Source organism: Microbacterium sp. AG790 (genome assembly GCF_003634765.1).
Classification (GTDB): Bacteria; Actinomycetota; Actinomycetes; order Actinomycetales; family Microbacteriaceae; genus Microbacterium.
In genome coordinates, this window is record NZ_RBWZ01000007.1 from 420,244 (window position 1) to 434,865 (window position 14,622).

The following is a 14,622-nucleotide window of genomic DNA, read 5'->3' on the forward strand; positions in this document are numbered from 1 at the left end:
TACGATCGGGAGGGACACGGAGGAGACCCCATGGCGACCGCCAGCGTCCGACTGTTCGACTGCACGCCCGACGACGTCTTCGCCGTCCTCGGCGACGGCTGGGTCTATCCGTCGTGGGTGGTGGGCGCCTCGCGCATGCGCGCGGTCGACCCGGAGTGGCCGGCCGAAGGCTCCCACATCCACCATTCGCTCGGCGCTTGGCCGGTGCTCATCGACGACGACACGCAGGTCGTGGAGTGGTCGCCGCCCCGGCGGATCCGACTGCGCGGAAAGGCCGGACCGTTCGGGCGCGTGATCATCGTCATCGAGGTCAAGCCGCGCGGCGACGGCTGCATCGTCCGGCTCGCCGAGGAGCCCGTCGGCGGGGCCGCCCGCATCCCACGCTTTCTGTGGGCGCCCCTGCTGCACCTGCGCAACGAGGAGACCATCCAGCGTCTGCGCTTCCTCGCTGAGGGACGCCGCAGAGAGCGGGATGCCGCGCAACCGACGGCACGCCCGAGCGTTCCCACGCCGGAGGCCGGCGCGGTGGATGCCGACGCGGTCGCGGACGCCGCAGAGGCGACGGATGCCACTGAGGCCGGGGCGGGGCGGGCATGACCGACGTCGAGGTGGTGGGATCGGGCCCCAACGCCCTGGCCGCCGCGGTCACGCTCGCGCGGGCGGGCCTGTCGGTGCGCGTCTTCGAACGGATGGCACAGCTCGGCGGCGGAGCCCGCACCGCCGAGACTGTCGCCCCCGGGTTCCGCCACGACACCTGCTCAGCCGTGCATCCGCTCGCGCTCGCCTCTCCCTTCTTCCGCGCGTTCGGGCTCGCGCGGCGCGTGGAGTTCGTCACCCCGGAGATCTCGTTCGCGCATCCCTTGAGCCCCATCGACGGCGGCTCCGGCATCGCGTACCGCGACCTGGAGCGCACCGTCGACGGCCTCGGCCGCGACGGTGCCGCCTACCGACGGTTGATCGCCCCTCTCGCCAGCCGCGCGCGGGAGGTCGCCCGGTTCACGGGGTCCCCGCTGCTGCGCGTGCCGCCGCATCCGCTCGTCACCGCCCGCTTCGGTGTGCGCGCGCTCGTCCAGGGCAGCGCCGCGTGGGATGCGCCCTTCACCGGCGCCGTCGCACCGGCCATGATCACCGGTGTCGCCGCCCATGCGATCGCGCCGCAGCCGAGCCTGGTCGCCGCGGCCGCCGGACTCGCCCTGCAGACGCACGCGCACGCGGGCGGTTGGCCGATCCCGATCGGCGGGTCCCAGGCGATCTCGGACGCTCTGGCCGACGACTTTCGCGCACACGGCGGCGAGATCGTGCTCGATCATGAGATCACCTCGCTCGACGAGCTGCACGCCCGCGCGGTGGTGCTCGACGTCACACCGCGAGCGCTCGTGCGGCTCGCCGGCGAGCGGATGCCGGGGTCCTATCGGCAACGCCTGGAGCGGTTCCGCTACGGCAGCGGCTCCGCGAAAGTGCAGTTCGCCCTGTCGGGGCCGGTCCCCTGGGCCGACGAACGGATCGCCGGAGCCGGCACCGTGCACATCGGCGGCACGCGTGCCCGGATCGCCGCGGCCGAGCGCGACGTGCTCGCCGGGCGACACGCGGCATCCCCCTATGTGCTCGTCTCGCAGCCGTCGGTCTTCGACTCCACCCGCGCACCGGAAGGCCATCACGCCCTCTGGGCGTACACACACGTGCCGGCCGGTTCGACGGTGGACCAGACCGAGGCCGTGATCGGGGCGATCGAGAACGTCGCTCCCGGGTTTCGCGATGTGATCATCGCGTCGCACAGTACGACCGCCGCCCAGCTCGAAGCCGACAACCCGAACTACATCGGCGGCGACATCGCGGCCGGCGCCGCGACCCTGCGTCAGCTGCTCGCGCGCCCCGTCCTCAGCACCGAGCCGTGGCGCACGCCGCTGCCGGGCGTCTACCTCTGCGGGGCCGCGACGAGTCCCGGTCCGGGGGTCCATGGGCAGTCGGGATGGTTCGCGGCACGCAGCGTCTTGCGGCACGAGTTCGGGATGCCGCACACGCCCTCGCTCGCGCCCTGAGATCCCTGCTCCGGCCGCGTCAGCGCGTCGGCATCACCTTCTCGAAACGGAAGCCCCGGTCCTCACCGTCGAAGCTCTCCGCGGGACCCTCCGGATGGGCCGGACCCCCGGGCGGCTCCGGGTGAGGATGTCCCTCGTGGAAGAACTCCACCGCGTGAAAGCCGCAGACGTTGATGTAGAAGTGGATGTTGCGCACTTCGAAGTGCGGGGTGAAGGTCTCCCAGACCCTCGTGTCGGGATAGCGCTCCTCGATCGCCCGCCACGCCAGACGCCCGAGTCCGTGACCTTCTCGACCGACATCGATGAAGAACAGCTCCAGGGCCCGGTGGCCCGCTTCGCGCCCAGGCACCACGACCGCACCCCCCACGCGCTCGCCTGCCTCGATGACATGGAGGACCTCTGCGCCGGGCGCATCGAACGCCGCTGCCAGCTCCTGGTCGCTGGGGATGGGCTCGGGGCTGGGGTGTCCCGTCTCCCTCTCCACCGCCGGGGCGAACGACGCCTGGAGGCGCGTGCTGAAGTCGGTGAGGTCGTCGCGTAGCGCGGGCTCGAGCGTCAGGGGTGGTGGGGTCGTGGTCGTCACAGTGCGGTGCCTCTCTGGAGCGATGCGTCCAGTACACATTCCGCACCCGCCGAGCACATCGCCCGACCGACCGGTCCTGCACCCCGGTCGGGGGGAATCCTCACCCCGACCCGCACCCGGCCGCACTCGGCCGCACCCGGCGAAGAGTGTCGGGGCCGGACCCGTGACCCCCCAGTTGACGGTCCGGCCCCCGACTCGTCCAGTGTGCCGGGGATGCCGGGCGCGCGCACCGTTGTCCACAGGAGGCATCGGCATCCCCGGCACATCCGCCCATGGGGAGGAGTTCTCGCGCTCAGCCGCCCGCGGCGGGGGGCGTCCGACGGGCTTCGTCGAGCTCGTCGACGTACAGCGAGCGCTCGTCGATCGTGCCGTTGCGATAGGCCTGGCGCCCGACCATGTGCGCTGACAGCGGCGCCGTGGCCAGTTGCATCATCACCACGGGGACGAGGAACGCGACGACCGGCCAGCTACGCAGCGAGAGCGCGATCGCCAGGCAGATGAGGATGAGCCCGAGCACCTGCGGCTTCGTCGCTGCGTGCAGACGCGTCGGCACATCGCGAAAGCGCAGCAGCCCGATCGCGGCCGTGATGCACAGCAGGCCGCCGATGAGCACGAGGACCAGGGCCGCGATGTCGAGGATGTCGTTCATCGGTCGGTGTTGTCCCTTCGTGCAACGAAGCGCGCCACGGCGATGGAGCCGAAGACGCCGACGGCGGCGATGATCAGCAGCGCCGGAAGCGACCGGGTGTGATGGTTGATCACCATGTCCGCGCCCAGGGCGCACATGACGAGCGTCAGCAGCACGTCCGACGCCACCGCGCGGTCGAGGATCGACGGTCCCACGATGATGCGCCACAGCGTGAGAAGGCCCGCCGCGGCGAAGACGACGTAGATGGCGACGATGAGCACGGTCATCGGGGTGCGCCCCCTTCCTGCGGCGAGCGCGCACCGCTCTGCTGGAGGGCCCGCAGCTGCGCGCGCGATCCCACGGCGCGCACGATACGCGCCTCCCACCCCTGCACGGCGCGGCGCTGTCTGTCCACGTCGTCGTCGGACGAGACGCCGATGACGTGCAGGAACAGGATGCGTCGGTCACGGTCGACGTCGACGATCAGCGAGCCCGGGATGAGCGACGCGGTGACGCCGACGTGCGCCATGATCAGGTCGTCGTCGGTACGCAGCGGCACCGCGATCACGGCTGTCCCCGGGTAGCGCCGCGGATGGAGGGTCTGCCAGGCGACGAGCAGCGAGCCGCGGATGAGAGCGAGGAAGAACATCACCACGAAGACGAGGCCGTACCAGAGGTTCACCCGTCCCGACAGCTCGACCGCCGGCAGTCGGAACACCCGCGTCACCACGATCGCCACGATGACGCCTGTCACGGCGGCGAGCACCGTGAACTGACCCCACAGCAGCATCCACAGGGCGACCAGCCACACGAAGAAGGGAAGCTGGCGCCAGACGGCGGCGGCCACCGATGATGTCGGGCTCACGATCCGCCCCCGTCGTCGAGCTGCACGAGCGTCACGGGCGTGAGCAGCGCGTCGCCGATGCTCGCGCACAGCGCGTAGAGGGGACCGGCGAAGACCGTGAGGGCGATGGTGACCGCGACCATTCCCGCCGTCGTGGCGGTCATGATGCGAGGGATGACGCGGCGCGCGCCTTCGTCGTCGGCCGCCGGGGCGTCGCCGAGGTACGAGATGCGGTCGACGACGCCGGTCTCCTCGGTGTGGTCGTCGTCCTCGCGCCAGAAGGCGAGGTTCCACGCGCGCATGAGGGTGTAGAGGGTCAACAACGAGGTGACGATGCCGCCGATGATCAGGATGTACATGAGCGGCGTGCCGACCTCAGCGGCGGCATCGAACAGCGCGAGCTTTCCGATGAAGCCCGAGAACGGCGGCAGGCCGCCGAGGTTGATCGCCGGGATGAAGAACAGCACCGCCAGCAGGGGTGCGGCACGCATCAGACCCTTCACCTTGAGGATCGACGTCGAGCCGGCACGACGCTCGACGAGCCCGACCGCGAGGAAGAGCGTGGTCTGCACGATGATGTGGTGGACCATGTAGTAGATGGTCGCGCCGAGGGCGAGGGGTGTCGCGATCGCGAGCCCGAACACGAGGTAGCCGACGTGGCTGACGAGCGTGAACGACAGGATGCGCTTGAGCTCGGCCTGAGCCAGCGCACCCAGGACGCCGACGATCATCGTCGCCAGCGCGACGATCAGCAGCAGCGTGTTGACGTCGTTGTCGCGGAAGATCTGCGTCTCGGTGCGGATCATCGCGTAGACGCCGACCTTCGTCAGCAGGCCCGCGAAGACCGCGGTGACGGGGGCCGGCGCGGTCGGGTACGAGTCGGGCAGCCAGAACGACAGGGGGAACACGGCCGCCTTGATGCTGAACGCGAGCAGCAGCATGAGGTGCAGGACGAGCTGCGTCGAATCCGGAAGTTCGGTCATCCGCTCGGCCAGCTGCGCGATGTTCACGGTGCCCAGCGCCCCGTAGATGGCGGCGATGGCGGCGAGGAAGAGGATGGAGGAGACGAGCGAGACGACGATGTAGACGACCCCGGCGCGGATGCGCGACTCCGTGGAGCCGAGGGTGATGAGCACGTACGAGGCGACCAGCAGGATCTCGAAGCCGACGTACAGGTTGAAGAGGTCGCCCGCGATGAACGCGTTGAAGATACCCGCCGACAGGATGAGGTACGAGGGGTGGAAGATCGTCACGGGGGTGTCGTCGTCGCCGTCGGCCGCACCCTGCCCGACGGAGAAGAGCAGGACGGCGAGCAGCACGATGCTCGAGATCACGACGAGCAGCGCCGCGAGACGGTCGACGTACAGCACGATCCCGAACGGGATGGGCCAGCCGCCCACCGACACAGCGATCGCCTGCCCCGACGAGTCGACGGTGTAAAGAAGCACGGCGGCGATCGCCAGCACGAGCGTGAGCGTGACGACCGAGACACCGACCTGGACGCGGCGCTGGCGACCGAAGACGAGCGCGATGCCCGCGCCGAGCAGCGGCAGGGCGACGAGAAGGGGAACCAGAGCGCTCACCGCGCATCACCGCCGTCTCGGCCCGGGCGGTCGACGGGCGCGTCGTCGCGGATGCCGTCGAGGTCGCGATGGTGCAGCACCGTGATCGGGGCCGTCTCGGTGCCGATGAAGTCGGTCGTCGCATCCTCGTCGTCGTCTTCGATGGACGTCTCGTCGTCCATCTCGTCCTCTTCGACGGCACCGCGATCACGAAGGGCGATGTCCTCCTCGTCGTCGACCACCGTGTCGGCCTGACCCAACTGCCAGGAGCGGTAGATGAGCGCGAGCAGGAAGGCCGAGACGGCGAAGGTGATGACGATCGCCGTGAGCGTCAGCGCCTGCGGAAGTGGGTCGCTCATCTCATCGACGCCACCCGCGCCGAAGAAGGGGGCGATGCCGGGGCGGCCCATGACGACGAGCAGGAACAGGTTGGTCGCGTTGCCCAGCAGCAGGAAGCCGATCAGCACGCGGGTGAGGCTGCGCTCGAGCATCGCGTAGGCGCCGCACGCGAAGAGGGCGGCCATGATGACGATGAGAACGGCCGAGACGGTCACGAGACCATCACCCCCCGCTCGCGAAGTTCCTGCGTCTGCCGGTCGACCTCGCCACCGAGCGAACGCAGCACGTCGAGCACGAGGCCGACCACGACGAGGTAGACGCCGATGTCGAACAGGGTCGACGTCACGAACTCGATGTGACCGATGATCGGGATCTCCGCCTCCCAGAACACGCTCTTCAGCGGCGGCAGGCCGAACAGCAGCGGCACCACCGCCGTGGCGACGGCGAGCGCCATCCCGGCGCCGAGCAGACGCCCGGCATCCGTGGGGGCCGCCGCACCGAGCTCGTATCGTCCGCCCGCCACGTAGCGCATGACGAGCGCCATGCCGGCGACGAGCCCTCCCGCGAAGCCGCCGCCGGGGAGGTTGTGACCGGCGAAGAGCAGGTAGATCGACACGACGATGATCGTGTGGAAGAGGATCCGCACGATGACCTCGAGCAGGATCGACCGGTTCTCCGGGCGCACCTTCTGTCCACCCACGAGCCATGTCTGACGCGTGCTGTCGGGATCGCTTCCGCGGGGCCGCGGTCCCTCCGCCGTTTCGATGAGGGGCCGCCGCGTGCGGGTGACACCCGTCGGCAGCGCCGAGATCGACCGTGAGATGAGATCGGAGCGGTGCGTGACGAACACCAGCGAGGCCACACCGGTGGCGGCGAGGATCAGGACCGACAGCTCTCCCATCGTGTCCCAGCCGCGCAGGTCGACGAGAGCGACGTTCACGACGTTCTTGCCGTGCCCGAGTTCGTGGGCGAGGTCGGGGAAGCGCTCGGAGATCGGCGTCGCCACGCGCGCTCCGGTCGCGACCATCGCGACCATCGCCATCGTCGCGCCGACCGCGATGGCGAGGATCGCCCGGAGGATCGGCTTGACGGAGGCGTTGTGCTCCCCCAGGCGCGCGGGGATGCGACGCAGCACCAGAGCGAACGCCACGAGGGTGACGGTCTCGACGAGGATCTGCGTCAGGGCGAGGTCGGGCGCCCCGCTGGTTGCGAACAGGGCGATCATGCCGAGCCCGGTCGCCGAGACCAGCACGACACCGGTGTAGCGCTTTCGGGCCCGCACCGCGAAGATTCCCGCGATGATCATTATCGGAGCGACCACCAGCTGCATGGGCGTCTGCCAGGCGTCGAGCGAGATCTGCCAGTCGCTGCTGGCGAACAGCGCCGTGCCCTCGGCCGCCACGAACACGACGAAGATCGTGCCGACGTAGACCGGCAGCGACCCGCGCTGGGTGAAGGTCGTGGTCCACACCGCGATGCGCGCGATCAGGCGGAGCACGAGGTTGTAGACGTCGGCGGCGGTGAAGGGCAGCACGCGACGCGGCATCCGTCCCGTGCGCTGCGCGACGGTGAACACCACCGCGCCCAGTGCGATGCTGCCCAGCGAGAGGAACAGCGCCGGCTCCCACCCGTGCCAGAGCGCGAGATGGTACGGATATCCGCCGGCGGCGGGGAGTGTGTCGGCGTAGCCCGAGAACGCCGTGTCCAGCAGCGGGGCCGCGAAGCCCGCGGCGAGGGTCAACGCCGCCAGCAGGATCGGCGCCGCAAGGAAGCCCAGGGGAGGGTCGGGCCACGGTGTGACGGGTCGGGCCGTCCCCGCGGCATCCTTCTTCGTCCAGAACGCGCCCCACACGAAACGCAGGCCGTACGCGGTGGTGAGGATCGAGCCGAGAAGGATGCCGAGCAGCGGGATGAGCGCGTCGGGGCGGGTGCCGCCCTCGAGCAGCGAGGTGAGCACCGCCTCTTTCGCGACGAAGCCGACCGTGGGGGCGAATCCGACCATCGACGCGATGGCGATGATCGACACCACGGCGAGCGTGGGCGCCTGGCGTCCGACGCCGGAGAGTTCGCCGATGTCGCGTGTGGACAGCTGGCGGTCGATGATGCCGACGATGAGGAAGAGCGCCGACTTGAAGAGCGCGTGGCCGATCAGCAGCGCGAGACCCGCAAGCGCGGAGTTGCGCTCTCCGTAGCCCAGCACGACGGTCAGCATGCCGAGCTGGCTCACCGTGCCGAAGGCGAGGATGCGCTTGAGATCGGATTCGCGCAGCGCCTGGAAGCCGCCCAGGAGCATGGTGAAGATGCCCAGCCCGATGACGATCGGCCGCCAGAGCTCGTTCTCGGCGAACGCGGGCGCGAACCGGGCGATCAGGTAGATGCCGGCTTTGACCATCGCCGCCGCGTGCAGGTATGCGCTGACCGGGGTGGGCGCGGCCATCGCGCCGGGAAGCCAGAAGTGGAAGGGGAAGATCGCGGACTTGCTGAGCGCGCCGAGCAGCAGCAGGACGATCGCGGTGGAGAGCAGCCCCTCGCTGTCCGGTCTCAGCGCGGCCGTGCCGCTCACGATCGCGGTGATGCTGTTCGTGCCGTAGATCACCGACAGCATGACCGCCCCGACGAACATCACCAGGCCGCCCAGCGTCGTGACGAGCAGGGCCTGCAGGGCGGCTCGCCGGCTCGCACCACGCGCGTGATAGAAGCCGATGAGCAGGTACGACAGGATGCTGGTGATCTCCCAGAACATCACGAGCACGATGATGTCGTCCGTCAGGACGAGTCCGTACATCGCTCCGGCGAACCCGAGGAGCACGGCGGCGAAGAGTCCGACGCCCTGCGTCTTTCCGTCGAAGTACCAGCGGCAGTAGAGCAGCACGAGCGCTCCCACCCCCGTCACGATGAGCGTCAGGACCCAGCCGAGGGTGTCCATGCGCATCGAGAGGTCGACGCCGAGTTGAGGGATCCAGGGCAGGGACTCGGTCGGCACCCGTCCGGCGATGACATCGGGCGTGGCCAGGGCCGCGTGCACGAACGCCACGACCGGCAGCAGCGCCGCGACGAAGAATGCCCGCGGGCCGATACGCCCGACCAGCCACGGCAACGCCAGCGGAATCACCGCGAACGCAGCCAGGAGCACGAGCAATCTGGCCTCCTGACGGGTCGCGGGGGTCGGATGTCCAGTCTACCGGGCGACCGATGTCACCCGGTGCGCGAGGTCGTATTACCGATGCGGAATGTGGAGGTGAGGTCGACCGACTCCGGTTCGCGCCCGTCCAGCATCGCGGCGATCGCGGCGCCCGCCGCGCGGCCTTTCGCCGTCGCGGGCTGCACGAGCGTGGTCAGCTCGTAGGGGGCGAGCCCGTCGACGGGAACGCCGTCGAACCCGGTGACGCTGACGTCCTGAGGAACCCGCAGGCCGGCGTCCTCGGCGGCACGGATGACGCCCGCGGCCAGCAGATCGCTCTGCGCGATGACGGCTGTGGGCCGCGTGCGCGGGTCGGCGAACAGCACACGGCCCGCGGCGAATCCGTCGTCGATGGAGCTGCCCGCGCAGGCGAAGGCCGGTGCGTCGGGGAAGACGTCGCGAGCACCCTGAAGACGATCCCGCGTCACGTCCACGGTGATCTCGGCATCCGATGCGAGCCAGCCGACCGACCCGGCCGCGTCCGGCCACAGGGTGACGATCGCGACGCGGGTGTGACCGAGGTCTTGGATGTGCTGCGCCGCTCGCCGCTGCGCGTCGCGGTTGTCCAAAGCGATGCGCGGAATGCCCTCGCCGGCATCTCCTTCGACGACCACGACGGGGATGCCGCGGGCCTGCACGATCGGCAGGGACTGGCGCAGCGACCCATCGCAGCCGATGAGCACCGCGGCGTCGATGGACGCCGTCGTCAGGGTCGGGGCGTTCTCGATGTCGAGTTCGGCGTCGCGGCGAAGGAGGAGGAGGCCCGCACCGAGGGGGGCGACGGCTTCGGCGAGCCCGTCCATCAGGAGACGCTGGACGGGGTCGACGAACATGAAGTTCAATGATGAACCGACGACGACGGCGACGATGCCGCTGCGGCCCAGACGCAGCGAGGCGGCGCGGGGGTCCGGCCCGGTGTAGCCCAGGGAGTCGGCGGCCTCGATGACCCGCAGTCGGGTGGTGTCGGAGACCGGGGTCTTGCCGCTGAAGACGACGGATGCCGTCGAGGGCGAGACGCCCGCGACGCGGGCGACGTCGGCGATGGTGGCCCGGCGGTTCGTCACCCCCCGATGCTAACCCGCGTCGAATCGTTTCGGGCCGGTGATCGGCCTCGTGGCGCGCTCAACCTCAAGGGATCGAATCGATTCGAGAAAATGTGGATACAGTGAGGTGGTGATCACCCGCCCCCGCCTCGACCGCCGCCAGCTCGTCCGTTGGCGCACCTCGATCTTCACGCTGTTCCTCCTGTGCGGCGTGACCTTCGCGTCGTGGGCGTCGCGGCTGCCGGCCGTCAAGCAGAACCTCGGAATCGACGACTTCGAGGTCGGCATCCTCCTGTTCGCCATGGGCGCCGGCTCGCTCATCGGTGTGATGTCGGCCAATGTCGTCGTCGTGCGCTGGGGCGCCAAGCGCGGACTGTCCGTGACGATCGTGGGCATCGCGATTGGCCTCTTCCTCGCGGCTCTCGGGGTGGACGCGCTGTCGTCGTATCCTCTGACGGTGGTCGGACTCGCGATGCTCGGCCTGTGCTTCGGCGCCACCGACGTGATGATGAACGTCGAGGCCGCCGAGGTCGAGCAGGCGTTCGAGCGAACGCTCATGCCGCTGTTCCACGCGTTCTTCAGCCTCGGCACCGTCGCAGGAGCCGGTATCGGCGTCGCGATGACGGCATGGGGGGTCGGCGCATCGTGGCACCTCGGCACCGTGGCCGTCGTCTGGCTCGCGATCACGGCCAACGCGCTGCGGTCCATCCCCCTGCAGGAGCAGATCGCCATCGATCCCGACGCCGCGTCTCCGGGGCGCCGGGAGCGCCTGCATGCTGCGCTCGAGGTCTGGCGCGACCCCCGCACCTATGCGATCGGTGCGATCATCCTCGGCATGGCCTTCGCCGAGGGCAGCGCGAACGACTGGCTGACGATCGCGGTCGTCGACGGCCACAACGAGTCCGAGGCCACGGGAGCGGTCTTCCTCACCGTCTTCTCCGTCGCGATGACGGTGCTCCGCGCTGTGGGCGGCCCGCTCGTCGACCGGATCGGCCGCGTGTGGACCCTCCGCGCTCTGTCGGTGGCTGCCGGGCTGGGCCTGGTCGTCTTCATCCTCGCGCCGAACCTTCCGGTCGCCTTCATCGGCGTGGCCCTGTGGGGAGCCGGTGCGTCGCTGGGCTTCCCCCTGGGCATGTCGGCGGCGGCCGACGATCCCCGCAAGGCGGCGGCATCCGTCTCTGCTGCGGCGACGATCGGGTACGTTGCGTTCCTGTGCGGTCCGCCCGTCCTCGGCTGGGTCAGCCACCAGATCGGCATCCTCAACACCCTCTGGATCATCGTCGGTCTCATCGCGATGAGCGGCCTGGCATCGGGAGCCGCCAAGCCGATCGCGGGCTCGAAGGTGGGCGCAGGCCACCACTGAGCGGTGCGCCGCGACGGGATACCGCGCTTTCGCGCTCGGACATTAGAACAAATGTCCGAGGCATGCGCGACAATGGAGCCATGACGGAGTTCGCGCCGGGGGGCGTCATCGACACCGAGAGCGGTAGCCGGTTCATGGCTGCGCTGGCGGGCCTCGTCGACGAGACCGCCGCCGTCGCCCGTGCCGTGACGGCGGCCCAGGTCGCAGAGGTGCGGGTGCTGGCCCGCGCCGGGCAGCTCGCCGACCGTGAGGGCGCCGGGCAACGTCTCTCGGTGCGTCAGCATGACATGGTGCTGCGGTCGATCGCGGCGGAACTCGGTGGCGTGTTGCGGGCCACGGATCGGACGGTGCAGCAGCGCATCGGCGAGGCCCGCGAGCTGGTCGAGGGGTTCCCGATGACGCTCGACGCGTGGGAGTCGGGCCGGATCACCCGTGGGCACGTTCGGATCGTCATGGATGCCGGCAGAGTCGTGCCGGTGCGGCGCCGGGCCGAGTTCGAGGCCGAAGCCGTGCGGCTATGCGGGAGCGACACCCCGAACAGGGTGCGGGCGGCGGTGGAGATCCTCGCGGAACGCACGGCGGAGCGCTCGTTCACCGAGCGCCACCGTGAGGCGGCCGCGTGCCGCCGGGTGCGCGTCGTTCCCGGGGCGGAAGGCATGTCCGATCTGGTGGCGACGCTGCCGACGGTCATCGCCGAAGGGGTCATGGATCGTCTCACGCAGCAAGCGGCGGTCATCATCGATGCGGGAGACCCGAAAGACGATGATGCGCGAACGACCGATCAGGTGCGTGCGGACGTGCTCAGCGACCTGCTGCTGAGCGGTGCGCCCACGGTGGATCCCACCGCCACCGGTGACGGACCGGGAGCCCTCGGTGCGATCCGCGCACAGGTGCAGGTGATCGTGCCCGTCCTCACGCTCCTCGGCACCGACGACGGGCCCTGCGATCTCGTCGGGCGCACGCCGGTGGATGCCGATACGGCTCAGTGTCTTGCCGCGAACGCGCCGACCCTCACCCGTGTGCTCACCGACCCGATCGACGGCACGGTGATCTCGGTCGACCGCTACCGCACCGCCGGACCGCAACGCCGGTTCCTCCGAGCCCGCGACCAGCACTGCCGGTTCCCCGGATGCCGCCGCGCCGCGATCCGCTGCGAGATCGACCACACCATCGACCACGCCCAGGGCGGACCCACCGCCCTGGGGAACCTCGCCCACCTGTGCCAGCGACACCACTCGATGAAGCAGTTCACCGCCTGGACGGTGCGCCAGCACGCTCGGGGAATGCTCGAATGGACCTCGCCCACGGGCCGGATCTACCGAGAAGACGCCCCCGTCCCGCCGGTCGCCTTCATCATCGACCGGCCGTCACCTCCACCACCCGAATCCGCGCCGCCTTTCTGAGCATCGACGCCCGGCGATGATCCGACCCCGGAGACTGCGAGACTGGACGGGTGCGTCTCATCATCGCCCGCTGCTCCGTCGACTACTCCGGACGGCTGAACACCCACCTTCCCCTCGCGACCCGTCTGATCATGATCAAGGCCGACGGGACCGTCGCGTTCCATCGAGACATCCAGCACGCCCCGCTCAACTGGATGAGCCCCCCGTGCACCCTCAGCGTCGAGGCGCCGGATGCCGAGTCGGCGTCGGCCGGCGTGATCGAACACTGGCGCGTGACCCACGCGAAGACCGGCGATGCCCTGCTCGTGCGGATCTACGAGGTGCTGCACGACTCGTCGCACGAGCTCGGCGTCGATCCCGGCCTGCAGAAGGACGGTGTCGAGGCCGATCTGCAGCGGCTGCTCGCCGAGCAGGTCGACGTGATCGGGGAGGGTCTCACTCTCGTGCGCCGGGAGTTCCCGACGGCGATCGGCCCCGTCGATCTGCTGCTGCGCAATCCGAACGGCGGCACGATCGCGGTCGAGGTCAAACGCCGCGGTGACATCGACGGTGTCGAGCAGCTCACCCGGTACCTCGAGCTGCTCAACCGCGACCCCCACCTCGCGCCGGTGGCGGGAGTGTTCGCCGCCCAGGAGATCAAACCGCAAGCCAAGACGCTCGCCGGCGACCGCGGCATCCGCTGCGTGACACTCGACTACGAGGGTATGAAGGGCGTCGAATCGGGCGCGCCGCGACTGTTCTGACAGCACCCTAGGCTGGACCCATGACGATGCGATCCCCTTTCACGTGCGTGCTCTGGGACGTCGACGGGACCCTCGTCGATGCTTCCGACGGCATTCTCCGCCGTCTCACGACCGCCCTCGAGCACTTCGGCAAGCCCGCCCCGACGCGTGACGAGCTCGTGCATTGGATCGGTCCGCCGATGTTCAACTCGTTCCAGGACAACGTCGGCATGACGCCGGAACAGGCCACCGAGGCCGTCGCGTACTACCGCACCCTCGGCAAGGCCGACGGGTACACCACGGGAGCGCGGCTCTACCCGGGAGTGGCCGAGATCATCGCCGACCTCGACACCGCACGCATCGCTCAGGCGACCGCGAGTTCGAAGCCGGAGGTGCAGGTCGTCGCACTCATGGAGCACTTCGACCTGGCGCCGCACATGACGGCGATGGTGGGCTCCACCCCCGATGAGAAGACGCTCGCGTCGAAGTCCGACATCGTCGCCGAAGCCCTCCGCCGCCTACACGCGGCCGGAGTCGACACGAGCCGTCCGGTGCTCGTCGGCGACCGTCACCACGACGTCGAGGGCGGCGCCGCGCAGGGGGTGCCGGTGATCTTCGTACGCTGGGGTTTCAGCTGGCCACACGAGGCCGATGGCGCGTCCGCCGCCGTGGAAGATGCGGCGCAGCTGCGGGCACTGCTGCTCATCGACGAAGAGTCCGCGTCTCACGCCGACTGAGCTCGTCCGAGAAAGAGGGGCGCTGCGCGGCGATCGCCGATGCAGCCGTGAGCGCCGAGAAGATCGTGCGACTCGATCCGGAGTGATCCTCGCTCACGACGAACGAGCCGCCGTCGCACAAGGTGTGGACGGCGGCTCGCTCCGACGTGAAAACGGCCCGCGTGAAGCGGGCCGCCGA

General features: G+C 69.8%; 14 protein-coding genes. 6 read left to right on the forward strand and 8 right to left on the reverse strand.

Annotated features, from left to right (window positions below):
- Positions 1–30: 30 nt before the first annotated feature.
- Positions 31–597, forward strand: a complete 567-nt coding sequence (locus tag DEU37_RS07400) for an SRPBCC family protein (protein WP_121189939.1) — start codon at positions 31–33, stop codon at positions 595–597.
- Positions 594–2,039: an NAD(P)/FAD-dependent oxidoreductase gene (locus DEU37_RS07405; RefSeq protein ID WP_121189940.1), complete on the forward strand. Its 1,446-nt coding sequence runs from the start codon at positions 594–596 to the stop codon at positions 2,037–2,039. The genes DEU37_RS07400 and DEU37_RS07405 overlap by 4 nt, the downstream gene beginning before the upstream one ends.
- A gap of 19 nt (positions 2,040–2,058) precedes the next feature.
- On the opposite strand, the gene DEU37_RS07410 is transcribed toward DEU37_RS07405, so the two are convergent.
- The 8 genes from DEU37_RS07410 to DEU37_RS07445 all read right to left on the reverse strand — a co-directional run bounded on the left by DEU37_RS07410 (position 2,059) and on the right by DEU37_RS07445 (position 10,240).
- Positions 2,059–2,622: a GNAT family N-acetyltransferase gene (locus tag DEU37_RS07410; protein WP_121189941.1), complete on the reverse strand. Its 564-nt coding sequence runs from the start codon at positions 2,620–2,622 to the stop codon at positions 2,059–2,061.
- A gap of 292 nt (positions 2,623–2,914) precedes the next feature.
- Positions 2,915–3,271 carry a monovalent cation/H(+) antiporter subunit G gene (mnhG, locus tag DEU37_RS07415; RefSeq protein WP_005054797.1) on the reverse strand — a complete coding sequence of 119 codons (357 nt, stop codon included), beginning with the start codon at positions 3,269–3,271 and terminating at the stop codon, positions 2,915–2,917.
- Positions 3,268–3,537 carry a monovalent cation/H+ antiporter complex subunit F gene (locus DEU37_RS07420; RefSeq protein ID WP_121189942.1) on the reverse strand — a complete coding sequence of 90 codons (270 nt, stop codon included), beginning with the start codon at positions 3,535–3,537 and terminating at the stop codon, positions 3,268–3,270. The genes mnhG and DEU37_RS07420 overlap by 4 nt, the downstream gene beginning before the upstream one ends.
- Complete coding sequence (locus tag DEU37_RS07425; protein WP_121189943.1) at positions 3,534–4,115, reverse strand: Na+/H+ antiporter subunit E; 582 nt, start codon at positions 4,113–4,115, stop codon at positions 3,534–3,536. The genes DEU37_RS07420 and DEU37_RS07425 overlap by 4 nt, the downstream gene beginning before the upstream one ends.
- Positions 4,112–5,677 carry a Na+/H+ antiporter subunit D gene (locus DEU37_RS07430; protein ID WP_121189944.1) on the reverse strand — a complete coding sequence of 522 codons (1,566 nt, stop codon included), beginning with the start codon at positions 5,675–5,677 and terminating at the stop codon, positions 4,112–4,114. Before DEU37_RS07430 ends, DEU37_RS07425 begins: the two co-directional genes overlap by 4 nt.
- Positions 5,674–6,210: a Na(+)/H(+) antiporter subunit C gene (locus tag DEU37_RS07435; RefSeq protein ID WP_121189945.1), complete on the reverse strand. Its 537-nt coding sequence runs from the start codon at positions 6,208–6,210 to the stop codon at positions 5,674–5,676. The genes DEU37_RS07430 and DEU37_RS07435 overlap by 4 nt, the downstream gene beginning before the upstream one ends.
- Positions 6,207–9,134: a Na+/H+ antiporter subunit A gene (locus DEU37_RS07440; protein WP_121189946.1), complete on the reverse strand. Its 2,928-nt coding sequence runs from the start codon at positions 9,132–9,134 to the stop codon at positions 6,207–6,209. Before DEU37_RS07440 ends, DEU37_RS07435 begins: the two co-directional genes overlap by 4 nt.
- 56 nt (positions 9,135–9,190) lie before the next feature.
- Complete coding sequence (locus DEU37_RS07445) at positions 9,191–10,240, reverse strand: LacI family DNA-binding transcriptional regulator (RefSeq protein WP_121189947.1); 1,050 nt, start codon at positions 10,238–10,240, stop codon at positions 9,191–9,193.
- A 106-nt stretch (positions 10,241–10,346) separates the two neighbouring features.
- On the opposite strand from DEU37_RS07445, the gene DEU37_RS07450 reads away from it, so the two are divergent.
- The 4 genes from DEU37_RS07450 (at position 10,347) to DEU37_RS07465 (ending at position 14,444) form a co-directional block, all read left to right on the forward strand.
- Complete coding sequence (locus DEU37_RS07450; protein WP_121189948.1) at positions 10,347–11,582, forward strand: MFS transporter; 1,236 nt, start codon at positions 10,347–10,349, stop codon at positions 11,580–11,582.
- 80 nt (positions 11,583–11,662) lie between these two features.
- On the forward strand, positions 11,663–12,985 hold the full coding sequence (locus tag DEU37_RS07455) for an HNH endonuclease signature motif containing protein (protein WP_121189949.1): 1,323 nt from the start codon (positions 11,663–11,665) through the stop codon (positions 12,983–12,985).
- Positions 12,986–13,035: 50 nt separating this feature from the next.
- Positions 13,036–13,728 carry an endonuclease NucS gene (gene nucS, locus DEU37_RS07460; protein WP_121189950.1) on the forward strand — a complete coding sequence of 231 codons (693 nt, stop codon included), beginning with the start codon at positions 13,036–13,038 and terminating at the stop codon, positions 13,726–13,728.
- Between the two features lie 20 nt (positions 13,729–13,748).
- Positions 13,749–14,444: an HAD hydrolase-like protein gene (locus tag DEU37_RS07465; RefSeq protein ID WP_121189951.1), complete on the forward strand. Its 696-nt coding sequence runs from the start codon at positions 13,749–13,751 to the stop codon at positions 14,442–14,444.
- Positions 14,445–14,622 lie beyond the last annotated feature (178 nt).